The sequence below is a fragment of the Stenotrophomonas sp. GD03680 genome, from assembly GCF_029844625.1.
GTDB classification, from domain to species: Bacteria; Pseudomonadota; Gammaproteobacteria; order Xanthomonadales; family Xanthomonadaceae; genus Stenotrophomonas; species Stenotrophomonas maltophilia_P.
Genome location: NZ_JAOCKC010000001.1, coordinates 193,822 through 216,073, shown reverse-complemented (window position 1 = coordinate 216,073; position 22,252 = coordinate 193,822). Strand labels below are relative to the sequence as shown.

Below are 22,252 nucleotides of genomic sequence, written 5' to 3'. Positions count from 1 at the left end.
GGGGCGCGCGCCGGCTCAGGGGCCTTGCCTGGTTCCGAGCCGGTTGATCTGCGCGCACTCAACGACGCCCGGCGGCTGTGGCATGTCGGCCAATGCAACCATCGCCCGCCCCAGGGCCAGATTGCTGGTCGCGATGGAAGGGGCCATGCGTGCGACCAGCCCCAGCACCGGGGCGCCGACACCATAGAGTGGCTTCATCCACGAATGCACCGTGCCTGTACCTGCAACAGGCTGGACACCGCCTGGTCGCAACATCACCGTACGGATCGGCAAGCGGGCCAGCGCCTGTTCGGTCTGCCCCTTCACCCGCAATGGCATGATGCGGCTCTGCGGATCAGCATGAGCCCCGGACACGTACAGAAAGCGCCCCTGCGGACATGCCTGGGCGAACGCCGAAGCCACGGCAAGCGTGGCATCGAAGGTCACCGCGCGGTACTCGGCTTCGCGGGTTCCCACCGGCGGCGCTCCGGCGCAGTAAAGGCAGGCGTCGAATCCCGAAAACAGGTCAACACTCCCGGCGGCCTGCCGGAAATCGGCGAGCAGCAGCTCGGCGACCTGCTGCCCCGGCCGGCTGCCCGGCCTGCGGACCAGTGCCGTGACACGCTGCACCCGGGGCGATTCCAGGCAGGCCAGGACAACGCCCTGCCCCACCAGCCCTGTTGCACCGGCAACGAGCAGCTTCATGCGGCCAGGGGCGGCGTGGCTGTCCACGGGGCTCAGAGTTTCACGAAACGCTGGATGCGGCGCGCCAGCCAACCACTGAACACCAGCGGGGCATCCAGCGCGGATACACAGATGCATGGCACGCCCGGCGCCGTCACCGGCTGGTGCTCAACGTCCTCGTCAAGATCCGCGACATCGCCAGGCGCGAACAGGCCCAACGCATCGTTGTAGGAACCGCGCAGGATCTGCGTCAGTTCGCTCTGTCCGTGGCTATGCATCGGCAGGCACTTTCCGGGGGCGATCTTCAGCATGATCAACGATGGCATCTGTTCGGCCCGGATGCAGTGCACGCCAGGCGCGATCCAGCGCCAACGCAGCGCTGCCAGTGACCTGCCGAAATACGGGTGCAGCGATGCCGGCAGGTAGTCCGGATCAGCCTCCGGCCGTTCATGCGGCACCTCCCGTGGCGATGATGGCTCGGCCGCTGCTGAGACCGCCTGCGAGGACAGATGGGCCAGCATGGCCTCGCGCAGGGCGTCCCGGCGGTCTTCGGCAAGCGCAGGCTGGGTGTGTTCCAGCAGCGCCGAACCGATCGCCTCAGCCTCCCGCAGGCGCTGCCGGCACACCGGGCAGCGCTCCAGATGCGTGCCGGCGACGATGCTCAGTGGCACCGGCAGTGCGCCGGCCGCATAACTCATCAACGTCGATTCGTGCAGATGGTGGTGCGGGCTCATTGCGCACCTCCGATCCGCGACTGCAGGCGCAGGAATGCGCGGCGGAGATGCGACTTCACGGTCCCCAGCGGCATGCCCAGAATGGAGGCGATCTCACCGTGGCTCTTGGCCTCGAAGTACGACATCCGGACCATGCGCGCCTGCACGGCCGGCAGTTCGTTGATGCGCTGGCGCAGCCGTGCATGGTCGGCAAACTGCTCGGCGCTGCTGCGCTCGACCAGGTCCGCGGCAGCGGCCTCTTCGACGGCCGCCTGGACCTGCATCCAGCTCCGCTCGCGCCGGACCCGGTCGATATGCAGGTTGCGGGCGATCCGGTAGAGCCATGTACTCAGTGCCGCCTGCGCCGGATCGTAGTCTCCAGCGCGCAGCCACACCTTCAACAGGCATTCCTGCGCAAGCTCTTCAGCCACGGCATCCGGCACGCCGAGTCCGCGCAGATAGACGCACAACCTGGGCATGAAGTGGTCATAGATGCGCATGAAGCAGTCGCGGTCGCGCAACCGCGCCACCGCGTCCATGTCACCGGTCCAGTTCAGTGCGTCAGTGCTGGGCTGCTGGGAACTGGACACGAGGCGGGCGGTGTCGAAGGGAACGGGAGGGCTGGCGGCGTCAGGGTACATCTGCGGTCGCGGCGGGCTGGTGAAGGTCTGTCCTGAGTACGGGCCACGGGCCCGTTTGGATGCAGCGCCGACCTGCATCCAGCAACGGCCCTGCCGCGTATGCCAGGACGTCCCCCCGCCGGAGCGCCTTCGATGCGCATCACTCTCCTGCTGCTGTGCCTGCCCTGCCACGCACTCTCGGCCACCCTGCTGCACAACGAGGGCATCGCCACCCTGCCGGATGGCCGGGTGGCCTACCGCGAGATGCACTGGCAGCGGGGCGCCACGGAAGGCGCCGAGCGCTGGGTCCAGTACCTGTGCCCGGACGGCCAGCCCTTTGCAAGAAAACACATGGCGGCCACGGATCGACCGCTGGCGCGCGGCTACCGGCTGCTCGACCAGCGCTCCGGTCAGCAGGCTGACGTGGAGATGTCCAGCGATGCAGTCCGCATCACGTGGAAGGAGAGTGCCTCGTCCACATCGCGGCAGGCACGCCTGCCAGCGCCTGCCGGTGCAGTCGTCGATGCCGGCTTCGATGCGGCCGTGCGCCAGCACTGGACACCGCTGCTGCAGGGAGCCGAGGTGACCCTGCCCTTTCTCGTCCCCGGGCGCCAGCGCTTCTATCCGGTCAAGGTCAGCTGGCGTGGTGCGAACCGCTGGCGCGGGCTGGCTGCACAGTCATTCGAGGTCCAGCTGGACACCTGGTATGGCGGCGTGGCCCCACGCCTGTCACTGGTCTACGCCGAGGCCGATCGTCGCCTGCTGGAGTTCCGCGGCACCAGCAACCTGCGCGATGCACGTGGCACTTACCCCGCCGTGGTGGTGCGCTTCGACAGCCCGCCTGCGCCCCAGCCGGACAGCCAGTGGCAGCAGGCGTGGGCGCGGCCTCTGGTCGCCGGGTGCGCCGTTACGGCGAAGTGAAGACAAACAGGAAGACGAAGAATCTGCAACGAGGCGCATCCATTTCCCGCCCTGCTGCGTAGAGAAACACACGCCTCTCTCGAGATCCGCCCCATGGCTTCCGCAGCGCCCCTCCGCAGCCGACGCGAACGCCTTCTGAGCACCATCCGGCGCTGGTTCGACGCCGGCACTGCAATGGACACCGACAGTGGGCGTGCGGATCGGATCGACTGGCTGCGCGCGGTGCCATTCGCACTGATGCACCTGGCCTGCCTCGGCGTGATCTGGGTGGGGGTGTCCTGGATCGCCGTGGCCGTGGCAGCTGCGCTCTACGCGATCAGGATGTTTGCGATCACCGCGTTCTATCACCGCTACTTCTCGCATCGAACCTTCCAGGCGCCGCGCTGGGTGCAGTTCGTATTCGCGGTGATCGGCGCCTCCAGCGTGCAGCGCGGCCCGCTGTGGTGGGCCGCGCACCACCGGCATCACCACCGCCACGCCGACCAGCCGCAGGACCCCCATTCCCCACGCCAGCGCGGATTCTGGCGCAGTCACATGGGCTGGTTCCTGACCCGCGAGGCGTTCACCACCGACCTTGCCCGGGTGCCTGATCTGGCCCGGTTCCCGGAACTGCGCTGGCTGGACCGCTTCGACATCGCGGTGCCGGTACTGCTGGCGGCAGGCCTTTATGTACTGGGCGAACTGCTAGAACGGGCAGCGCCCGGCCTGCACACGTCCGGGCCACAGCTTCTGGTCTGGGGCTTCTTCGTTTCCACCGTCGTCCTGTTCCATGCCACGGTCACCATCAACTCGCTGGCGCATCGCTTCGGCCGGCGCCGCTTCGATACCCGTGACGACAGCCGCAACAATCTGTGGCTGGCACTGCTGACCTTCGGCGAGGGTTGGCACAACAATCATCACTTCTTTCCCGGCTCGGTCAGGCAGGGCTTCCGCTGGTGGGAGGTGGACATGACCTGGTACGGGCTGCGCGCAATGGCCGCCCTGCGGCTGGTCAGCGGGCTCAAACCCATCCCTGCGTGGGTCCTGGACAAGGCGAGATACTGACATGCGCATCGCAGTCATCGGCTCGGGAATCTCTGGTCTGGCCAGTGCATGGTGGCTGGACGGCGAACATGACGTCACGTTGTTCGAGGCCAACGACTATCTCGGCGGACACACCCACACCCACGACATCGAGCTGGGCGGGACGCGGATGGCTGTGGACACCGGGTTCATCGTGTTCAATCCGCTGCACTATCCGCTGCTGAGCGCGCTGTTCGACGAGCTGGGCGTCACCTCGCAGCCCACCACCATGAGTTTCTCCATGCACAGCGAGCGTTCGGGCGTGGAGTACAACGCCACCTCGCTGGACGGCCTGTTCTGCCAGCGACGCAACCTCGTTTCGCCGCGCTTCTGGGGAATGCTCTCCGACCTGCGGCGTTTCTATCGCGATGCGCCGCTGCTGCTGGCCGAGCGGGAAGGCCCAACGCTGGGCGACTACCTGCGCAGCCAGCGCTATGGCCAAGCCTTCGTCGACGAGCATCTGCTGCCGATGGCGTCGGCGTTGTGGTCGTCGCCGACGGCGACCGTCCTGGACTTCCCCGCACGCTACCTGGCCCAGTTCATGGCCAACCACCAGATGCTGCAGATGACCGGCCGCGCGCCGTGGCGCGTGGTGGAAGGTGGCTCGGCGCGCTACGTGGACGCCCTGCGCCGCCGCTGGCGGGTGCACGAGCGACTGGAGTGTCCCGTCCTCGCCGTCGAGCGGATGCCCTGGGGGGCGCGCGTGCACAGCGCTGCGGGCGTGGAAGGATTCGATGAAGTGATCCTCGCCTGCCACAGCAACCAGGCGCTGGCACTGCTGGCCGATGCCGATCCGATCGAGCGTGACGTACTCGGTGCCATCCGCTACCAGCCCAACGACGTCGTACTGCACACCGATGCGTCCCTGCTGCCCCGCAACCGCAAGGCATGGGCTGCATGGAACGCGCATGTGCCGCGCGATCCCGCGGCCCCCTGCACCGTGAGCTACTGCATGAACCTGCTGCAGGGACTGCCCGGCGACATCCCGCTGGTCGTGACGCTCAACCGCACCGAGGCGATCGACCCACGCCGCATACTGCGTCGCATGAGCTATGCACACCCGGTGCACGATCATGCTGCAGTCCGAGCCCAGCAGCGCTGGGCCGACGTACAGGGCCGCCGCCACACCTGGTTTGCCGGAGCCTACTGGGGGTGGGGTTTCCACGAAGATGGCATCCGCAGTGCCCGTCGTGTCGTCGACGCAATGCGGACCTGTTCGCCACAGCCACGTCCCATGACACAGGACGAGGCCGCCGCATGAGCGCCAGCGCCCTCTACTTCGGCCACGTGATACACCGCAGGCACCAGCCGCACGCGCACGCCTTCCGCTACCCGGTCGCGCAGCTGCTGCTTGATCTCGACGAGCTGGACACGATCTTTGCCGGACGATGGCTGTGGTCCTTGAACCGCCGCAATCTGGCGGAGTTCCGGCGCAGCGACTACTTCGGCGACCCCTCGATGCCGCTTGCCGAGGCGGTCCGCCGCCATGTCGCAGGCGTGCGGGGTCATCGCCCGGCGGGCCCCATCCGCCTGCTGACCCATCTGCGCTTCGGCGGGCACGTCTTCAACCCGGTCAGCTTCTATTACTGCTACCAGCCTGACGGCAGCACACTGGACTGCATCGTGGCCGACATCACCAATACGCCATGGAAAGAGCGCCACGCCTACGTCCTGTCAGTGGCAGAAGCGGCCAGCGAGCCGGGCTCACTGCGCTGGCAGTTCCAGAAGCGCTTCCATGTGTCGCCCTTCATGGCGATGGACTGCACCTACGACTGGCGGTTCAGCACGCCCGGCGAGGACCTCAGGGTCCACATGCAGGTTCTGCAGGAGGGCGTGCGCCAGTTCGACGCCACGCAGCACATGCAGCGACGACCGCTGGACGGGCGCGGCCTGGCGAAGGTGCTCACCCTGTATCCCTTGATGACCGTGCAGGTCGTTGCGGCGATTCACTGGCATGCGCTGCGGTTGTGGCTCAAGCGCAACCCGGTCCATGACCACCCCTCACTTGCCGGAAAACCGCGATGAACGAGATGACTCCATCGGCAGCCATGCCCCGGGCCGGCGCGCTCGACGCATACCTGCGCCAACGCCTGCTGTCCCAGCTTGCACCGCTGCGCGAAGGCCAGCTGCGGGTACGGGATGCCCTCGGCGAAACACTGTTGGGCGACGCTGCGGGGGAACTGCATGTCACTGTGACCATCGATGACCCGGCGTTCTACCGCAAAGTCGCCGCACAAGGCAGCGTAGGCGCAGGCGAGAGCTACATCCATGGCGACTGGCAATGCGACGACCTGGTTGCGCTGGTACGCCTGCTGGTGCGCAACCGCGATCTGCTGGACGGCATGGAACGTGGCCCGGCACGCATCGGCGGCTGGCTGCTGCGCGGCTGGAACCGGCTGCGCCGCAACAGCCGCGAAGGCAGCCGGCGCAACATCGCGGCTCACTACGATCTCGGCAACGACTTCTTCGCCCTGTTCCTGTCAACGGACCTGATGTATTCATCGGCACTGTTCGCCAGCGAGCAGGACACGCTCGAGGACGCCTCGCGGCGCAAGCTCGATCGCATCTGCCAGCAGCTGCGCCTGGCACCCGGAGACCGGGTGGTCGAGATCGGCACGGGGTGGGGCGGGTTCGCACTGCATGCCGCGCAGCATTACGGCTGCCATGTCACTACCACCACGATCTCCGCCGAGCAGCATGCGCTGGCCACGGCACGGGTGCGCGCCGCGGGTCTGGAGGATCGCATCACCCTGCTGACGAAGGACTATCGCGACCTCGACGGGCAGTACGACAAGCTGGTCTCGATCGAGATGATCGAAGCGATCGGCGCCCAGTATCTGGACACCTACATGGCCACCCTGCAACGGCTGCTCACGCCGGACGGGCTGGCCCTGCTGCAGGCGATCACCATTGAAGACCACCGCTATGAGCAGGCGCGCCGAAGCGTGGACTACATCAAACGCCACGTGTTCCCCGGCAGCTTCATCCCTTCCATCAACGCGATCATGGGCGCCAAGACCCGTGCCAGCGATCTGCAGCTGCTGGCGCAGCAGGACTTCGGCCATTCCTATGCCCTCACGCTGCGGGCGTGGCGCCAGCGATTCCTCACACAGCTTCCCGCAGTGCATGCGCAGGGGTTTGACGCGCGGTTCTGCCGTCTGTGGGAGTTCTACCTGGCCTACTGCGAGGGCGGCTTCCTGGAACGTTCGATCGGCGTTTCACACCTGCTGCTGGCACGCCCCGGCCATCGGGGCAGCGCGCACGCCACGGGTGCACACTGACATGCGCCGCACCTGGCTCAATCTGCTCGGCAACCAGGCGGTCTGGCTGTGCGCGGTCGCTGGCGCCGGGCGCGGGCTGCAATGGCCAGCACTGCTGGCCGCCACACTGTTCGTGGCCAGCCAGCTCAGCACCAGTCCCCTGCCCCGGGTCGAGCTCCGCCTGCTGGTCCTGGCCTTGGCCTGTGCGTGGCTGGTCGATGGCGCCGCTGCCGCCGCGGGCGTGGTGCGTTATGCCGCTGCGCCCCTGGGCTGGATGCCACCGCCCTGGATCCTCGCACTCTGGGCGTCCTTCGCGATGACGATCAATGCATCGATGGCCTTCCTGCAGCGGAACACGGCGCTCCCCGTGTGCTTTGGCCTGCTGCTTGCCCCGCTGGCGTACCTGTCCGCCAGCCGCGGCTTCGACGCCGTGCAGCTTTCGCCCCCGGCCTGGAAAGGCCTGCTGACGCTGGGTATCGGCTGGAGCATCGCCCTGCCGCTGCTGTGTATCGCTGCGCGTCGCTGGTCGAGGCTGGCCATCCGCCCACCGTTTGCCGGAGCCCGACCATGAACGCCCTGCCCTGGGTTGCCCTGTATGCCCTGCTCATCATGGCCTGGGGATGGGCATGGCAACGCCGTCACCGCAACATCGGCATCGTCGATGTGCTGTGGGCGATGGGCGTCGCTGCGTCAGCGCTGATACTGGCCCTGCTCGGTGACGGCGCCGCGCTGCCGCGTGTGGCCCTTGCGGTGCTGGGCGGCCTGTGGGGCGGCCGACTCGCGCTGCACCTGTGGAGCCGCGTGCGGCGCGAGGCCGAGGACGGGCGTTACCGATACCTGCGAGATCACTGGCAGAGCCACCAGGGCAAGATCTTCGGCTTCTTCATCGCCCAGGCGCTGCTGATCGTGCTGTTCTCCCTGCCATTCGTGGCCGTCGCCAGCAACGACTCGCCCGCCGCGGCGGGCTGGGTTGCCGCCGCTGCCGTAGTCTGGCTGTTGAGCGTCGGCGGCGAGGCGCTGGCCGACCATCAGCTCGCACGGTTCCGCGCCGACCCGGCCAACAAGGGGCGCACCTGCCGCACCGGCCTCTGGCGGTACTCGCGGCACCCCAACTACTTCTTCGAATGGCTGCACTGGTTCACCTACGTCCTGCTCGCGGCCGGCTCGCCATTGGGCTGGCTTGCCTGGACAGGACCGGTGCTGATGTACCTGTTCCTGCGCTATCTCAGCGGCATTCCCTTCACCGAAAAGCAGGCGTTGCGCAGCCGTGGTGAGGACTACCGCGACTACCAGCGCAGCACGCCGATGTTCTTCCCGTGGTTCCCGCGTTCGTCCAAGGAGCACCTGCCATGACTGTCGCCACATCGCTCGCAACGCCTGCCGATCCGGAAACCGGGCTGATCGCCTGGGCCGAGCGCGGCCTCATTCCGGATGTGGCCCTGCGCTCCGGTATCCGCCGGCTGTGCGCCCAACGCCTCCAGGAAGAGAGTGCCGGGGGCATCGAGGCGCAGTCCGCGCGCTTCAACCAGTGCCTTGAGCAGTTGGCCGGCAGCCCGGTCGCGCTTCATGTCGATGCCGCCAACCGGCAACACTATGAAGTCCCCGCCGCATTCTTCCAGGCCTGCCTGGGCAAGCGCCTGAAATACAGCAGCTGCTACTACCCGAGCGGTCGCGAGACCCTGGACGAAGCCGAAGTCGCCATGCTCGAGCTCTACGGCGAGCGTGCCAGCCTGGCTGACGGGCAGCACATCCTTGAACTGGGGTGTGGCTGGGGCTCGCTGACCCTGTGGATGGCCGAGCGCTTCCCGGGCGCGCGCATCACGGCGGTGTCCAATTCGCACAGCCAGCGCCAGCACATCCTTGAACAGTGCAGGCTGCGCGGGCTGGGCAATGTCGAGCTGATCACCTGCGATGTGAACCGGCTGGAGCTGCCCGCCGGCCGTTTCGACCGCTGCGTTTCGGTGGAGATGTTCGAGCACGTCCGCAACCATGCGCAGCTGATGTCACGCATCGCGCAGTGGCTGAAGCCCGACGGCGCGCTGTTCGTGCACATCTTCGCCCACCGCACCCTGATGTACCCCTTTGAAACCGAAGGCGGCGACAACTGGATGGGGCGGCACTTCTTCACGGGTGGGCTGATGCCCGCTGCCGACACTCTGCTGCACTTCCAGCAGGACCTGCGCCTGCAGCGGCGCTGGCTGCTGGATGGCACGCATTACCAGCGTACGGCTGACCACTGGCTGGCGAACCAGGATGCCGCGCGTGAACGCATCATGCCGATCCTGGAGGCAACCTATGGCAGGCCGGCGGCAAGGCAATGGTGGAACCGCTGGCGCATGTTCTGGATGGCCTGCGCCGAGTTGTTCGGCTACGACAACGGCCAGCAGTGGCTGGTTGCCCATTACCTGTTCCGGCCACGTTGAGGTCACCATGCGCCCCCTTCCGCTGCTCTCGTTCCTGGCGATCGCCCTGTTCGGCACCGGCTGCAGTTCAGGTGACCTGCGCCCCCTGCCGCGACCGCAGGCGGTCGACGTTCCCCGCTTCATGGGCGACTGGTACGTCATCGCCCATATCCCTTCCTGGCCAGAACGCGAAGCGTTTGACGCCATTGAAAGCTACGCGCCGCGGCCGGACGGCCGCATCCAGACCACCTTCACCTATCGCAAGGGCAGTTTCGACGCACCACAGCGATCGATGCACCCGATCGGCAGGGTCGAGAAGGAAGGCAACGGCGCCATCTGGGGCATGCAGTTCGTATGGCCCATTCAGGCCGAGTACGTCATTGCCTGGATCGATAGCGACTACCAGCAGACCATCGTGGCGCGTAGCAAGCGCGACTACGTGTGGTACATGGCGCGCACCCCGCAGGTCTCTGCGGAGGACTATGCGCAGGCGGTGAAACGCATCGCCGCGATGGGATATGACACCCGCGAGCTGCGGCGCGTTCCGCAGTCACTGCGCTAGTCCCGCACGGACCGGGCCCCGCTGCGCGGGAGCCCGGCCCTTCAGCCCGCTCAGGCTGCCAGGCGTTCCACCTGGCGACGGGTCAGGTCGTTGAAGCGGCCCAGCGACATCAGGTGCTGGTGGATCAGGGCCAGCCAGCCGCTGCGGTGCCATTCGATCACGGTTTCCTCGGGCAGCGCGACGAACTTCTCGACGTCGACCACCTGGAAGCCGTTGAGGTTGAACTCCTGGCCGTTCGGAGCGCGTACGGTCGCGTTGCGCTCGACCAGCAGTCCCTTTTCGATGAGCGCCTTGGAGAAGGCCTGGGTCTGTTCGTGCTCGCGGGTGTACTGGCCGCAGAACTCCAGCGCCTGCTGCACCATGTCGGTAGCCTTGCCGTCGGCGAACAGCGCCTGGCCTTCCTCGCCTCCCTTGACCACGCGCGGGCTCGCTTCATCGATGCCGAGCAGGAAATCGTTGTCCGCGCCGGTGTCGATGAAGATGAAGGGGTGGCGACGCAGATAGGCCGGAACGTAGGCCTCGTCTTCCCACAGCCCGTCCTTGATGAACAGGTTCTCGTTGGTCACGCCGACGGCAGCCATCGGAACGGCGCCGGGGCCGGCGAACAGGATCGGGAAATGGTGCAGTGCCAGCGAGAACTCGCCGAGCACCAGCGGAATGGCGTTGTTGCCGGCGGCGAAATCAAGCTTGCCCGGCAGGATGCGCAGGTCGGCGTGCACATCAGCCTGCAGCGGCACCGGACGGGTGTAGAACAGGGGGGTGCCGGCCTGCGCCGCTTCGGTGGTGGTGTCGCTGGTGGTCATCGTAGGAACCGTTTCATCATGCGCGCCTGCCATCCCGGGCGCGCCAGCGGGAACAACCTGAATCCCGCATTATCAACAAGCCGGGTGACGACCACCACCCCGGCACTGACTTATTTCAGCTGCAGCGGATAGCGCTGCCACAGGACGTGGACAAGGAAGCCCGCCAGTTCGGTGTCGCGCGCACTGACCGCGGCGCGGATCTTGTCCAGCAGGACCATGTCACTGCAGGAGCGCACATCGGCGTGGTTGGCCTGGCCCGACCTGCGTGCGCGGTAACGCGCGGCGCGCTGCGCATCGCTCATCGCGTACCCGAATTTGGGCGGACGACCGCGCTTGCGCGGCAGGGTCAGCTCCAGGGTTCCGGGGTCTTTGTCATCACGCATGAGTGGGGGCTGACAGCGGCAAGCAACGACGGGTGCGCAATTTATCGTGAGGCATCACTTTAATCCAGCTTTTTCTACACTTTTGTTGCACTGCAATGCGCCCTGCCGCCGCTCGCCGGCAGCAAGAGGGGCCCGCGAACGGGCCCCTTGCACACTTCAGGCAGCGCGTACCGGCTCGTAACCGTGCAGGTGCGCTTCACTGCTGGCGCGCCCCTGGCTGAGCGAGCGCAACGCAGTGGTGTAGCCCACCAGTTGCGCCAACGGTGCAAAGCCGATCACTTCGGCACGGCCCTCCTGGTCCTCGATGCGCGCGACGCGACCGTGGCGACGGTTGAGGTCACCGACCACGTCGCCCACCGACGCCGAGGGCGAATGCACCGTTACCGCCATCACCGGCTCCAGCACCTGCGTGCCGGCACTGGCCAGCGCGGCCCTGACGGCCTCACTGCCGGCCCGGTGGAACGCCATGTCCGAGGAATCCTTGGCATGGGTCTGGCCGTCCACCAGGGTCACTTCGATGCCCACGACCGGATGCCCATGCGGTCCTTCCGACAGCGCCGCACGCACACCCTTCTCCACCGCTGCGATGAAACCACGGGGGATCACGCCTCCCACGATGCGATCGTTGAACACCACCTGGTCATCCTCGCGCGGCGCCACGTCCAGCACCACATGGGCGAACTGGCCCTGGCCACCGCTCTGCTTGACGACCCTGCCGACCACGCCGGAGACCGCGCACAACGGCGTTTCCTGGTAGGCAACGCGCGGCGAACCGATGCCGACATCGACCTTCCATTCGCTGCGCAGGCGCTCGACCATCACCTCCAGGTGCAGTTCGCCCATGCCCCATACCAGCGTTTCGCCGCTCTCGCGATCGGTCTCCACGCGGAATGACGGATCCTCCTGGGCGAGGCTGGCCAGCCCCTGCGCCATGCGGATCAGGTCCGCTGCACGCGCAGGTTCCAGGCGCCACGCCAGCACCGGCGCCTGTGCCTGGATGCTCTCCAGGCGCAACGGCTGATCGCGTGCGCTCAGCGTTTCACCGCTGACTGCATCCTTCCAGCCCAGCACCGCGACGATGTCACCGGCCACGGCCTGCTCGATGTCATGGGTCTGGTCTGCCTGCACCCGCACCAGGCGGCTCACGCGCCGACCCTGCGGATGCTGCGAGCTGGCCACAGCGTCGCCTGCCTTCAGCGTTCCCGAATACAGCCTCACGAAGCTCAGCGCACCGTGCTGCTGATGGGTGATCTTGAACAGCAGGCCCGCCAGCGGACCCTCCGGATCCGGCGGCAGCAGCACGTCGCCGGCCTCGCCTTCGGCAGTGACGGCAGGCCGATCCAACGGCGAAGGCAGGTAATCGACCACCGCATCCAGCAGCGCCTCAATGCCTTTGTCCTTGAACGCCGCACCCGCAAGCACCGGCACGCCCGCACCGGCCAGCGTCGCCCGCCGGAGTGCCGCGCGCAGCAGTTCCGCATCGATCACCCGGCCTTCCAGCCACGCATCGGCCAGACCCTCGTCATGGTCGGCCACGGCCTCCACCAGCGCGTCGCGCCGCGGTTGCCACTGGCTGCGTGCAGCGTCATCCCACGGCGTGATGGTCACCACGCCGCCGTCGCGCCACTGCAGCACGCGCTCATCCACCAGATCGACCCAGCCGCTGAAGTCGCTTTCGCTGCCCAGCGGCACACCCAGCGCCCACGGCCGCGCCTGCAGCTTGTCCCGCAGCTGCTCCAGCACGCGCTCGAACGAGGCGCCGACACGATCCATCTTGTTGACGAAGGCGATCAACGGCACCCGGTGCCGGCGCGCCTGGCGCCACACCGTTTCCGACTGCGGCTGCACGCCATCCACGGCAGAGAACACCGCGACGGCACCGTCGAGCACCCGCAGCGAACGCTCGACTTCAATGGCGAAATCGATGTGGCCCGGTGTGTCGATCAGGGTCAGCCGATGCGGCGGCAGATCGCGCGGCGCCCACTGCGCCTGCACGGCTGCTGCGCCGATGGTGATGCCACGTTCGCGCTCGATCGCCGAGAAATCGGTGGTGGCGTTGCCGTCATGGACCTCACCGACGCGGTGGATCTCGCCGCTCTTCCACAGCAGTCGTTCGGTGAGCGTGGTCTTGCCGGCGTCGATGTGGGCAATGATGCCGAGGTTGCGACGACGGGAAAGGATCTGGGTGTTCATGTGATGGGTTCCTGCAAGCCAACTTCGGGGGCCGCGCACCCCGGTTGGCGACAGGGTGCGCGGCTAGCGTTCGGTCTCGGCGATCTGGTGCATGGCACGTTCTCCTTGCGGTGCAGCGGGTGGATGAAAGGGACTGCGGAAACGAAAAGAGCGCCCCGGAGGGCGCTCTGTGGATGGTCCAACGGTGGCCGATTCAGCGGCCCCGTCGAGCTCCAGGCAGACACGCCCGTTCCGCGCTTGCGCGGGTCAGGGTGAAAAACTTCAGGAGCGGCATCCGGTTCATGGGGCGCATTCTAGACCTGCCAATCTGGCGCGCAAGTGCTGATTGCGCGCACCAGTGGAACGATGAGGATTCCTTTCGCCGCCCGGATCAGGTGACCACCACCAGCGGCACGCCCCGCTTCGGATGCTCCAGCACGACCACGTCCTGCTGATAGACCCGCTGCAGCGTGTCCACGGTCAACACCTGCGCGGGTGAGCCGTCGGCGGCCACCCTGCCCTGTTCCAGCAGCACGATGCGGTCGGCATGGCCGGCAGCCAGATTCAGGTCGTGCAGCACCACGATCACGCAGGCCCCGGCCTCGGCACAGGCACGCACGCTGCGCAGCGTACGCTCCTGGTGGCGCAGATCCAGCGCAGCGGTCGGCTCGTCGAGAAGCAGCAGCGACGTGTCCTGCGCCAGCACGCGCGCGAACGTGGTCCGGGCCGACTCGCCACCGGACAACTGCTGCACCTCGCGCAGGCGCAGCGCCTGCAGTTCGGTCGCGTCGATCGCGGCCTCCACCTGCGTGTCATCGCGTACGGGATCGGGCGGGTGTGGCAGGCGCCCCATCGCCACCACCTCCTCCACGCTGAAGGCGAAGCGCACGCCGTGCTCCTGCGGCATCACCGCGCGCTCGCGCGCCAGTGGACCGGCCTTGTAGCCGGCCAGCGGCCTGCCAAGCAGGCTCACCTCACCCGCGTCGGCATGCAGATCGCCCGCAGCCACTGCCAGCAGCGTCGACTTGCCAGCGCCATTGGGCCCGACCAGTGCAGTGACTGTCGCCGGCTCGAACGCCAGGTTGATGCCGTGCAGGATCTCGCGCTGCCCGCGTCGCACCACGACGTCGCGCAGATGAAGCAGGGCCGTCATGGGGCTGCCTTGCGGCGCTGCTGCAGCACCAGCCAGAGGAAGAACGGTGCACCCAGTGCAGCCGAGAACAGACCGAGTGGAATCTCCGCCGGCGGGTCGAGCGTGCGCGCGGCCGTATCGGCCACCACGATCAGCAGCGCCCCCAGCAGGCCGGAAAGGGGCAGCAACCAGCGGTGCCCCGGCCCCACCAGCATGCGCGCCACGTGTGGCACCACCAGGCCGACAAAGCTGATCGAACCGGCAAACGCGACGGCCGCACCCACCAGCAGGGCACTGAACGCCACCAGCCGGCGGCGGGTCCGTGCCACGTCCAGGCCCAGATGCTGGGCCTGGCGTTCCCCCAGCGCCAGCATGTCCAGTGGCGTTGCCAGGCGCTGCAGCGCGAACACGCCGATGGCAAACAACGGCACCACGGCGGCGACATCACTCCAGCTGGCGCGGGCCAGCGAACCCATCTGCCAGAACACCAGCGACTGCAGTTCGCTCTCGCTGGCGATGTAGGTCAGGAAACCGATCAGCGCCGAGCAGAACGCCGCCATGGCGATGCCGACCAGCAACAGCGTGGCATTGCCACTGCCCTTGCCCGGCCGGGCAAGGGCGTAGGTCAGGCCGATCGCCAGCGCACCGCCGGCAAACGCGGCCACCGGCACCAACCAGCCGGCCGCACCTGCAGCACCGAGCACGATGGCGGCGACCGCGCCCAGCGCGGCGCCCTGGCTGACGCCGACAATGCCCGGGTCCGCCAACGGATTGCCGAACAGGCCCTGCAGGCTGGCACCGGCCATCGCCAGCGATGCCCCCACCACCGCGCCCAACAGGGCGCGCGGGATGCGCAGCTGCCAGACCACCGCCAGGTCGCGGCTGCTCACCGCCTGCGGATCGAGCAGCTCCATCTTCACCGCCAGCGCCTGCAGCACCTCCAGCGGTGGCAAGCGCAGTGGCCCGACCGCAAACGAGGCCAGAATGGCGGCCAGCAGTGCCAGCATCGCCACCATCAACATCGTCCGCCCGCGACGACGGCGCCGGTCCGCCGGACTCATGCCTTCGGCAGCGCCGCCAGCGCCCGCGCCAGCGCCAGTGCGCCAGCCCCGGAACCTACGCTGGTGTACTTGAGCTGCACATCCGGCATCACCCAGACCCGGTTGGCCTGCCCGGCCGGTGTCTGCTTCAGCGTCGGGTACGACTTCCACAGGCCCTCGGCACCGCCGAACAGCTGCAGATCGTGCTCGGTCACCAGAATCACCTCCGGTGCCGCGGCGACCACGCCCTCATTGCTCAGCTGCGAGTAGTTCTTCACTCCCGCTTCGGTGCCGATGTTGACGCCGCCGGCCAGCGCGATCAGTTGCGCCGATGCGCTGTCGGCGCCCGCAACCGTCGGTGCGCCACCGGCACCGGTGGCCGACACATGGATCACACGCGGCGAATGGCCCAGGCCCCGGCCGATCGCTGCGGCCTCATCCAGCTGACGCTGCACCTGCGTGGCAAGCGTCTGCCCTGCTTCGGCCAGCCCGAGTGCGGCGGCGACCTTGCGCACCTTGTCCGGCGCCGGCTGCAGATCGTCGATGACCACCGCCGGCTCCCCCACCTCGCGCAGCTTCTTCGCCAGCTCGGTGTGGCGGCGCAGGCTGTTGCCCAGGAACAGCGAACCCCGCAGGCTCAGCACACCCTCCACACCCGTGGTGCGGTTGAACAGGAACTGGTGCGGCGCAGCCCGGCCAGCCTCGGTGGTGGTGTTGGTCGGGGCGGCAAATACCTGCTTGCCCAGCCCCAGCGCCTCGATCACCGCGATGACGTCGTCGCCACCGGCGATGATCCGGCTGGTGTCGGTCACCGCGATATCGGCGCCGTCATCGGAATGCACCTTGGCCGGCAGCACGGCCTTCTGGTCATGCACGGCCGGCATCTCGGCACCGGCCACGCGTTTCCAGCCTGCCGGCAACGCGGTGTCCGCGGCGGCCGCCATCGCCGCCGGCGGCGGTTCGGAAGGCTTCTTGGCATCGGAGGGAGCCGACGAGCCGCCACAGGCAGCCAGTGCCAGCGAAACAGCCAACGGAAGTGCGCACAGGCGCAGACGGGGCACGATGTTCATGGACGTTCTCCTTGCTGGCAGGGCGACGCGCGCGCCGCCCTGCCGTCTGACTTACTGCTTCGGGGTGATGCGGGTGATGCGGTCACCCTTCGGGTCTTCAGCGCCGCGCGACTTGTTCACCGCGAACACGTTGCCCTTGCCATCGGCACGGACGTGGTTCGGCAAAGTGCCGCCGTCGAGGTTGGCGACCACCTTGCCCTCGCGGTCGACCACGGTCACGGTGCCGGCGCCACGGTTGCTGACATAGGCCAGGCCGGATGCATCATCGAAGGCGACGTTCAGCGCACCCGCGCCCACCGGCACATCGTGCAGCACCTTGCCGGCTGCGACGTCGACGATCAGCAGGTTGTCGGTGCCCTGCGACGCCACGTACAACCGGTTGCGCGCCGCGTCGAACGCCACGCCCGACGCGCTGATCGAGTTGCCCAGATCGATCACCTTCTCGACCTCACCGCTGGCCACGTCGATCACCGCCGCCTCCGGCGTGCCGATGCTGACGGTGAACAGCTTGCCGCCCTTCTCGTCCAGCACCAGGCTCATCGGCGTGAACTTGCCGTCATCCACGCCCGATTCAAGCGTCACCGCGGGCAGCTCCTTGAACGTCTTCGCATCGAATACCGACAGGTGATCCTCACCGGTGGCCGAGGCAAACACCTTGCCGCGGGTACCATCGATCACCACGTCGCGCGCATGCGGCACCGCATCGACCGGGAACTGGTGCACCAGCGACAGATCCTTCTGGCGATAGACGGCCACGCTGTTCTGACGGGTATTGGTCACCCACACGTTGCCGTTGGCATCATCCACGCCCACGCCGTACACCGCATAGACCGCGCCGTTGGTACTGCCCGGCACCTGCGCCGGAGTGATCGCCTTGCTGACCTTCAGCGACGCCGGGTCGATCTTCAGCAGCTGCGACTGGGTCACCGGCGGCCGGCCGACCGCGGAGGTCACGAACAGCGCATTGCTGGCGGCGCTGTAGGCGGACTGGTACAGGCCCGGCACCAGCTTGTTGGACTGGGTGGTGAACTGCGCCTGGCCCGACAGCGGCAGCTGCGGCGAGACGCGCAGCTTCAGCACCGTCGCGGCGGCCGGCTGGCTCGCCCGCACCACGACCGGATGGGTGCCCGGCACGGCATCGGCGGGAATGGCCAGCTGGGTCTTGAAGTTGCCATCGGCATCAACCACCACCGGCTGGGCGTTCAACACGCTGTCGCCGCGCAGCAGGCTGACCTTCTGGCCCGGCACGAAGCCGCGACCGACCACATCGGCGGTGCTGCCCGGCACCACATTGTCGCCGCGCGAGACCACCTGGCCCTTGAACGTGGCGTTGGCCGGTTGATCGAATACCGGCTGCGCGGTGGCCGCGACGGCCAGCAGCAGGCCGGTGGCCAGAGTGGTGAAGCGAAGCGAAGGACGAAGGGAGGAACGGAACGACATGACAGGCTCCTTGCACACGTAGGCCGCGCCGCGTGGCGCGGGATTCATCGGTTGCCTGGGCCGCTGCACGCGGGCAGCCTCGCCTGGGTAGTGGGGTCGCACGGCACGCCGCGCGAAGGGATTCATTCGCTGGACGGCCCATCCGTTGCACTGGCGCCATCGCCTGCACTGCGATCGGTCACCCCGTACAGCTCATGCAGCACCGCGTGGAAGGACGCCGGCAGCATCGGGCCATGGCCCAGGCCAGGAAACTCGCGGTACTGCACGCTCAGCCCCGGCACCCGGCGCAGCCGCTCGGACAACTGCATCGCCGCGTCAGGCGTGGCGCCGCCGATGCGGCGCAGGTGCGCGACCACCCGCGGGTTGTTCAGGTCACGCTTGCCGCGGTCGCCGACGCGCTCGGCGCCTCCCAGCATCAGCCAGACCCTGGCCGGCTGCCCGTGCACGTTCTGCACGAACTGCTGTTCGGGATCGCCCAGCGCCGCGCCCTGCGCCCACCACAGTGACGGACTGGCGGCGAGATAGGCCTGGAACGCGGCCGGCCGGGTGTACAGCGCGTTGAGCACGAACAGGCCACCGAGCGAGTGCCCCCACAGCGCCTGCTGCCCGGTGTCGACGCGCGCGCGACGCTCCACCTCGGGCTTGATGCGGCGTTCGATCACATCAAGGAACGCCGCAGCGCCCCCGCCGACCGCCTGGGTTGCGCCGCTCTCATCGTCGGCGCGGTCGATCCATGCCGTGTAGTCACGGGTCCGCGCCTTCGAGTCGATGCGCAGATCATTGTCGTAGCCGATCAGCACCAGCACCGGAGGCGCCTTGAGTGCTGCAAGTTCAGCCAGCAGCGGCTGGTCGAGCACCATCGCCACCGCATTGCCATCCAGCGCGTACAACACCGGCGAAGGTGCACTGGAGGCGCGGACCGGAATCGCCAGATTCACCCGCCAGCGGCGCTGCGTGTCGGCACTGTCGATCACGAAATGCTCGAAGCGATAGCTGGCGGCCGGCTCATCCAGCACGGTGTGGCCGATCTTCTGCAGCGGATTGCGCTGCTGCGCGTACGCATACGGGCTAGCCAGGAGCAGACCCATCATCAGGACGGCAAGGCCGCGGGCCAGCGGACCACGGTGCGGAGGCAGGACGAAATGCTTCATCGGCGGGCGACGTCAGCGGCCTGGGCCGCTGTTTCACAAGGGACCGCAGTCTACCTTAAACGCGAATGATTATCACAACGATCAAACGTCACACTGTGTATCACGCGCGCGATAACGCGGCGTCATGGGACGCATCATCTCGTTCCCGCCAAGGCGGGAGGGCCGATTCCCAGGACCGGGCGCTGCCCGGCGGGTGCCGCGTCAAGGGCCCGCAGGCACCGGGCCGTACGAGTTTTCCTGCGGCGTGCCCGGCAGCAGAGCGAACACCAGGATCACCAGGCCGCCCATCGGCACCAATGCGAGAAGATAGAGCCAGCCGGACTGGTTGCAGTCATGCAGACGGCGCACGGTGACGGCGATCAGCGGCACGATCGTCGCCAGCCACATCAGGCCCAGCAGCGCCATCATGCCGATCAGGATGGCGCTCAGTGCATCCGGACTGGAGCGCATGATGATCGCCAGCACGCCGGCCAGCAGCGACACCGCCGTGGCCACCAGAAACAGGAACAGCTGGAACATCCAGTATTCGCGGCGATTGGCCCGACCCTCGAACTGGGCGTAGCGCTTCAACGCCAGAGTCATGTCCTGCATGAACGTCATCCTTGAGAAGTGAACCGGGGATTCTCTCGAATCAGCGTGGACCCGACAATCGGATTGGTTGCATAACGGCGATCAACGCCGCTTCGCCGCCCGCGCCGCCTCGCGCTCGGCGCGCAACCGGTCGAGCTTTTCCTTCAGCTTGATCTCCAGTCCGCGCGGCACCGGGTTGTAGTACACGCGCTCGCCCATCGCATCGGGGAAGCCGGTCTGATCCAGCGCGATCCCGCCTTCCGCATCGTGGTCATACTGGTACTCGGCACCGTAGCCCAGTTCCTTCATCAGCTTGGTCGGCGCGTTGCGCAGGTGCAGCGGCACCTCTTCGGTACCGCTCTGGCGCACGTCGGCCTTGGCCTGGTTGAACGCCGCGTAGCCTGCATTCGACTTGGCGGTGCTGGCCAGGTACAGCACCAGCTGGGCGAACGCGAGCTCGCCTTCGGGGCTGCCCAGCCGTTCGTAGATGTCCCACGCTTCCAGCGCCATGCTCTGTGCTCGCGGATCGGCCAGGCCGATGTCCTCGATCGCCATGCGGGTCAGCCGGCGCGCCAGGTACGACGGATCACAGCCGCCGTCGAGCATGCGGGTCAGCCAGTACAGCGCCGCATCGGGATTGGAACTGCGCACCGACTTGTGCAACGCCGAGATCTGGTCGTAGAACTGCTCGCCACCCTTGTCGAAACGGCGGGTACGGTCGGCCAGCACCTGGGTGAGCGTCTGCGGGGTGATGTGCCCGCCCTCGCCCCCCGCCAGTTCGGCAGCGATTTCCAGCAGGGTCAATGCGCGGCGCACGTCGCCATCGGCAGCGGTGGCGATCTCCAGCAGCAGCTCGGGCGCAACCTCGATGGACTCCTGGCCCAGGCCGCGCTCGCGATCGCCCAGCGCCCGCTGCAGTGCCTCGACGATGTCGGTGGGCGAGACCGCCTCCAGCACGTGCACACGGCAGCGTGACAGCAACGCCGAGTTCAACTCGAAGGACGGGTTCTCGGTCGTGGCACCCACGAACAGGATGGTGCCGCGCTCGATATGCGGCAGGAACGCGTCCTGCTGCGCCTTGTTGAAGCGATGCACCTCATCGACGAACAGCACGGTACGCCGGCCTTCGGCGAAACGCTGCGCCGCTTCTGCCAGGACCTGGCGCACCTCCGGCAGGCCGGACAGCACGGCGGAGATGGCGCGGAACTCGGCATCGGAATACTCGGCCAGCAGCAGCGACAACGTGGTCTTGCCACAGCCCGGCGGGCCCCACAGGATCATCGAATGCACGCGACCGGACTCGACTGCCCGGCGCAGTGCGCTGTCCGGAGCGAGCAGGCGCTTCTGCCCGACCATTTCATCGAGCGTCTGCGGACGCATGCGCTCGGCGAGCGGGCGCAGGTGCTCCCGATCGACACTCAGCAGATCGGGGCCGGGGAAAGAAGTGGAGCGTTGTCTTGGCACCCGCTCATTGTACCGCGCCCCCCCCGTCGGTCGCGCCGGGCCATGCCCGGCGGATCGGCGAAATGCGCACATTGGTAGCGCCGGGCCATGCCCGGCGTCACGCATCAGTTGCCGATGACGTCGGTGCCGGCCGGCGGGCTGAAGCGGAAGGTCGAGGCCGCGAACGTCGGGTTGCGCTTCCAGCCGCTGAAATTGATCACGGTGCGCTGGCCGACCGCGTCGGTGATCTCCATCCTCGCCAGCCCCTGGGCGTTGAAGCCTAGTGCGGCGTACTGGAAGCTGGCCTCGGTATCGCGCTTCGGCGACAGCGACAGCCACTGCAGGCCATCCCGTTGTGCCGCCTCCTCGCTGAGGTCGTACTGCTGCTCCAGCAGCGCCGGGTTGATCAGCGCGGTCAAGGGGCTGTTCTGCTCTTCCTTGCCTTGCTCGCGCACGGTGGCCTGCTCCAGGTCCGGCTCGTACATCCAGACCTTCTTGCCGTCGGCCACGATCAGCTGTTCATGCGGCCGCACGTACTCCCAGCGGAACAGGCGCGGGGCCGACAGGGCCACGCGGCCGCTGGTCGACTCCTTGACCTTCCCGCGGCTGTCGAACACCTGCTGGCTGAACTGGCCATCCAGGCCCTTCAGGCCGCTGGTGAAGTTCTTCAGGTCATCGCGGGCACCCGCCCACGCGCTGCCCGCGGCGGCGCAGGCCATGGCGAGAGTGCTGGCGGCAAGAATACGGCGGAGGCGGACGTTCATGCGGGAATCCTGTGGGCGCGGGCGCAAGGAAAGGTGGATGCCAGTGTGCCCGGGCAAAGATGAATGGGCGATCAGGGCGAC

General features: G+C 67.6%; 23 protein-coding genes. 9 read left to right on the top strand and 14 right to left on the bottom strand.

Going from position 1 to position 22,252, the window contains the following annotated elements:
• Positions 1 to 15 precede the first annotated feature (15 nt).
• From N5J29_RS00990 to N5J29_RS00980, 3 genes are read right to left on the bottom strand one after another with little or no spacing between them, the layout of a single operon-like run.
• A complete protein-coding gene (locus tag N5J29_RS00990) occupies positions 16 to 684 on the bottom strand; it encodes an NAD(P)H-binding protein (protein ID WP_053518533.1) in 669 nt (222 codons plus the stop codon).
• 32 nt (positions 685 to 716) lie between these two features.
• Positions 717 to 1,397, bottom strand: coding sequence for a ChrR family anti-sigma-E factor (locus tag N5J29_RS00985; protein ID WP_277381768.1), 681 nt, complete (start codon positions 1,395 to 1,397; stop codon positions 717 to 719).
• Positions 1,394 to 2,017, bottom strand: coding sequence for a sigma-70 family RNA polymerase sigma factor (locus N5J29_RS00980; RefSeq protein WP_065182216.1), 624 nt, complete (start codon positions 2,015 to 2,017; stop codon positions 1,394 to 1,396). The genes N5J29_RS00985 and N5J29_RS00980 overlap by 4 nt, the downstream gene beginning before the upstream one ends.
• 132 nt (positions 2,018 to 2,149) lie before the next feature.
• On the opposite strand from N5J29_RS00980, the gene N5J29_RS00975 reads away from it, so the two are divergent.
• The 9 genes from N5J29_RS00975 (at position 2,150) to N5J29_RS00935 (ending at position 10,203) form a co-directional block, all read left to right on the top strand.
• Positions 2,150 to 2,917 (top strand): hypothetical protein, encoded by a 768-nt coding sequence (locus tag N5J29_RS00975; protein ID WP_164152108.1) that lies wholly within the window; start codon positions 2,150 to 2,152, stop codon positions 2,915 to 2,917.
• A 93-nt stretch (positions 2,918 to 3,010) separates the two neighbouring features.
• Positions 3,011 to 3,961 (top strand): acyl-CoA desaturase, encoded by a 951-nt coding sequence (locus N5J29_RS00970; RefSeq protein WP_164152110.1) that lies wholly within the window; start codon positions 3,011 to 3,013, stop codon positions 3,959 to 3,961.
• Position 3,962: 1 nt separating this feature from the next.
• A complete protein-coding gene (locus N5J29_RS00965) occupies positions 3,963 to 5,240 on the top strand; it encodes an FAD-dependent oxidoreductase (RefSeq protein WP_164152112.1) in 1,278 nt (425 codons plus the stop codon).
• Complete coding sequence (locus tag N5J29_RS00960; protein ID WP_128988603.1) at positions 5,237 to 6,004, top strand: DUF1365 domain-containing protein; 768 nt, start codon at positions 5,237 to 5,239, stop codon at positions 6,002 to 6,004. The genes N5J29_RS00965 and N5J29_RS00960 overlap by 4 nt, the downstream gene beginning before the upstream one ends.
• A complete protein-coding gene (locus N5J29_RS00955) occupies positions 6,001 to 7,260 on the top strand; it encodes a cyclopropane-fatty-acyl-phospholipid synthase family protein (RefSeq protein WP_164152114.1) in 1,260 nt (419 codons plus the stop codon). The genes N5J29_RS00960 and N5J29_RS00955 overlap by 4 nt, the downstream gene beginning before the upstream one ends.
• A 1-nt stretch (position 7,261) precedes the next feature.
• Positions 7,262 to 7,810 (top strand): DUF2878 domain-containing protein, encoded by a 549-nt coding sequence (locus N5J29_RS00950; RefSeq protein WP_053518549.1) that lies wholly within the window; start codon positions 7,262 to 7,264, stop codon positions 7,808 to 7,810.
• Positions 7,807 to 8,592, top strand: coding sequence for a DUF1295 domain-containing protein (locus N5J29_RS00945; protein WP_164152904.1), 786 nt, complete (start codon positions 7,807 to 7,809; stop codon positions 8,590 to 8,592). The genes N5J29_RS00950 and N5J29_RS00945 overlap by 4 nt, the downstream gene beginning before the upstream one ends.
• Positions 8,589 to 9,662 (top strand): cyclopropane-fatty-acyl-phospholipid synthase family protein, encoded by a 1,074-nt coding sequence (locus tag N5J29_RS00940; RefSeq protein WP_164152905.1) that lies wholly within the window; start codon positions 8,589 to 8,591, stop codon positions 9,660 to 9,662. Before N5J29_RS00945 ends, N5J29_RS00940 begins: the two co-directional genes overlap by 4 nt.
• A gap of 7 nt (positions 9,663 to 9,669) precedes the next feature.
• A complete protein-coding gene (locus N5J29_RS00935; protein WP_053518555.1) occupies positions 9,670 to 10,203 on the top strand; it encodes a lipocalin family protein in 534 nt (177 codons plus the stop codon).
• A 50-nt stretch (positions 10,204 to 10,253) separates the two neighbouring features.
• Here the strand turns inward: N5J29_RS00935 and N5J29_RS00930 are convergent, their stop codons facing one another.
• From N5J29_RS00930 to lolA, 11 genes are all read right to left on the bottom strand, one after another.
• Positions 10,254 to 11,006, bottom strand: coding sequence for a SapC family protein (locus N5J29_RS00930; RefSeq protein ID WP_053518557.1), 753 nt, complete (start codon positions 11,004 to 11,006; stop codon positions 10,254 to 10,256).
• A 110-nt stretch (positions 11,007 to 11,116) separates the two neighbouring features.
• Positions 11,117 to 11,389, bottom strand: coding sequence for a hypothetical protein (locus tag N5J29_RS00925; RefSeq protein WP_019659661.1), 273 nt, complete (start codon positions 11,387 to 11,389; stop codon positions 11,117 to 11,119).
• Positions 11,390 to 11,545: 156 nt separating this feature from the next.
• A complete protein-coding gene (fusA, locus tag N5J29_RS00920; RefSeq protein ID WP_128988587.1) occupies positions 11,546 to 13,582 on the bottom strand; it encodes an elongation factor G in 2,037 nt (678 codons plus the stop codon).
• 370 nt (positions 13,583 to 13,952) lie between these two features.
• Complete coding sequence (locus N5J29_RS00915; protein ID WP_164152906.1) at positions 13,953 to 14,714, bottom strand: heme ABC transporter ATP-binding protein; 762 nt, start codon at positions 14,712 to 14,714, stop codon at positions 13,953 to 13,955.
• Positions 14,711 to 15,754: an iron ABC transporter permease gene (locus N5J29_RS00910; RefSeq protein WP_164152907.1), complete on the bottom strand. Its 1,044-nt coding sequence runs from the start codon at positions 15,752 to 15,754 to the stop codon at positions 14,711 to 14,713. Before N5J29_RS00910 ends, N5J29_RS00915 begins: the two co-directional genes overlap by 4 nt.
• The gene (locus tag N5J29_RS00905) at positions 15,751 to 16,803 is read right to left on the bottom strand and encodes an ABC transporter substrate-binding protein (RefSeq protein ID WP_164152908.1); all 1,053 of its coding nucleotides are present in this window, start codon (positions 16,801 to 16,803) and stop codon (positions 15,751 to 15,753) included. The genes N5J29_RS00910 and N5J29_RS00905 overlap by 4 nt, the downstream gene beginning before the upstream one ends.
• Before the next feature lie 51 nt (positions 16,804 to 16,854).
• Positions 16,855 to 18,243: an ATP-binding protein gene (locus N5J29_RS00900; protein WP_128988579.1), complete on the bottom strand. Its 1,389-nt coding sequence runs from the start codon at positions 18,241 to 18,243 to the stop codon at positions 16,855 to 16,857.
• 122 nt (positions 18,244 to 18,365) lie between these two features.
• On the bottom strand, positions 18,366 to 19,394 hold the full coding sequence (locus N5J29_RS00895) for an alpha/beta hydrolase-fold protein (RefSeq protein ID WP_164152909.1): 1,029 nt from the start codon (positions 19,392 to 19,394) through the stop codon (positions 18,366 to 18,368).
• A 201-nt stretch (positions 19,395 to 19,595) separates the two neighbouring features.
• Positions 19,596 to 19,985 carry a DUF805 domain-containing protein gene (locus N5J29_RS00890; protein ID WP_164152910.1) on the bottom strand — a complete coding sequence of 130 codons (390 nt, stop codon included), beginning with the start codon at positions 19,983 to 19,985 and terminating at the stop codon, positions 19,596 to 19,598.
• Positions 19,986 to 20,066: 81 nt separating this feature from the next.
• Complete coding sequence (locus N5J29_RS00885) at positions 20,067 to 21,344, bottom strand: replication-associated recombination protein A (RefSeq protein WP_227255445.1); 1,278 nt, start codon at positions 21,342 to 21,344, stop codon at positions 20,067 to 20,069.
• 188 nt (positions 21,345 to 21,532) lie between these two features.
• A complete protein-coding gene (gene lolA / locus N5J29_RS00880; protein ID WP_065182198.1) occupies positions 21,533 to 22,171 on the bottom strand; it encodes an outer membrane lipoprotein chaperone LolA in 639 nt (212 codons plus the stop codon).
• Positions 22,172 to 22,252 lie beyond the last annotated feature (81 nt).

What these genes read in the sequence shown, in the direction of transcription:
- N5J29_RS00975 (WP_164152108.1), top strand. Translation starts at nt 2,150, where the DNA reads ATGCGCATCACTCTCCTGCTGCTGTGCCTGCCCTGCCACGCACTCTCG.
- N5J29_RS00905 (WP_164152908.1), bottom strand. Translation starts at nt 16,803, where the DNA reads ATGAACATCGTGCCCCGTCTGCGCCTGTGCGCACTTCCGTTGGCTGTT.
- N5J29_RS00990 (WP_053518533.1), bottom strand. Translation starts at nt 684, where the DNA reads ATGAAGCTGCTCGTTGCCGGTGCAACAGGGCTGGTGGGGCAGGGCGTT.
- N5J29_RS00970 (WP_164152110.1), top strand. Translation starts at nt 3,011, where the DNA reads ATGGCTTCCGCAGCGCCCCTCCGCAGCCGACGCGAACGCCTTCTGAGC.
- N5J29_RS00930 (WP_053518557.1), bottom strand. Translation starts at nt 11,006, where the DNA reads ATGACCACCAGCGACACCACCACCGAAGCGGCGCAGGCCGGCACCCCC.
- N5J29_RS00985 (WP_277381768.1), bottom strand. Translation starts at nt 1,397, where the DNA reads ATGAGCCCGCACCACCATCTGCACGAATCGACGTTGATGAGTTATGCG.
- N5J29_RS00885 (WP_227255445.1), bottom strand. Translation starts at nt 21,344, where the DNA reads ATGCGTCCGCAGACGCTCGATGAAATGGTCGGGCAGAAGCGCCTGCTC.
- N5J29_RS00950 (WP_053518549.1), top strand. Translation starts at nt 7,262, where the DNA reads ATGCGCCGCACCTGGCTCAATCTGCTCGGCAACCAGGCGGTCTGGCTG.
- N5J29_RS00960 (WP_128988603.1), top strand. Translation starts at nt 5,237, where the DNA reads ATGAGCGCCAGCGCCCTCTACTTCGGCCACGTGATACACCGCAGGCAC.
- N5J29_RS00895 (WP_164152909.1), bottom strand. Translation starts at nt 19,394, where the DNA reads ATGAAGCATTTCGTCCTGCCTCCGCACCGTGGTCCGCTGGCCCGCGGC.
- N5J29_RS00965 (WP_164152112.1), top strand. Translation starts at nt 3,963, where the DNA reads ATGCGCATCGCAGTCATCGGCTCGGGAATCTCTGGTCTGGCCAGTGCA.
- fusA (WP_128988587.1), bottom strand. Translation starts at nt 13,582, where the DNA reads ATGAACACCCAGATCCTTTCCCGTCGTCGCAACCTCGGCATCATTGCC.
- N5J29_RS00945 (WP_164152904.1), top strand. Translation starts at nt 7,807, where the DNA reads ATGAACGCCCTGCCCTGGGTTGCCCTGTATGCCCTGCTCATCATGGCC.
- N5J29_RS00935 (WP_053518555.1), top strand. Translation starts at nt 9,670, where the DNA reads ATGCGCCCCCTTCCGCTGCTCTCGTTCCTGGCGATCGCCCTGTTCGGC.
- N5J29_RS00890 (WP_164152910.1), bottom strand. Translation starts at nt 19,985, where the DNA reads ATGCAGGACATGACTCTGGCGTTGAAGCGCTACGCCCAGTTCGAGGGT.
- lolA (WP_065182198.1), bottom strand. Translation starts at nt 22,171, where the DNA reads ATGAACGTCCGCCTCCGCCGTATTCTTGCCGCCAGCACTCTCGCCATG.
- N5J29_RS00980 (WP_065182216.1), bottom strand. Translation starts at nt 2,017, where the DNA reads ATGTACCCTGACGCCGCCAGCCCTCCCGTTCCCTTCGACACCGCCCGC.
- N5J29_RS00900 (WP_128988579.1), bottom strand. Translation starts at nt 18,243, where the DNA reads ATGTCGTTCCGTTCCTCCCTTCGTCCTTCGCTTCGCTTCACCACTCTG.
- N5J29_RS00925 (WP_019659661.1), bottom strand. Translation starts at nt 11,389, where the DNA reads ATGCGTGATGACAAAGACCCCGGAACCCTGGAGCTGACCCTGCCGCGC.
- N5J29_RS00910 (WP_164152907.1), bottom strand. Translation starts at nt 15,754, where the DNA reads ATGAGTCCGGCGGACCGGCGCCGTCGTCGCGGGCGGACGATGTTGATG.
- N5J29_RS00940 (WP_164152905.1), top strand. Translation starts at nt 8,589, where the DNA reads ATGACTGTCGCCACATCGCTCGCAACGCCTGCCGATCCGGAAACCGGG.
- N5J29_RS00955 (WP_164152114.1), top strand. Translation starts at nt 6,001, where the DNA reads ATGAACGAGATGACTCCATCGGCAGCCATGCCCCGGGCCGGCGCGCTC.
- N5J29_RS00915 (WP_164152906.1), bottom strand. Translation starts at nt 14,714, where the DNA reads ATGACGGCCCTGCTTCATCTGCGCGACGTCGTGGTGCGACGCGGGCAG.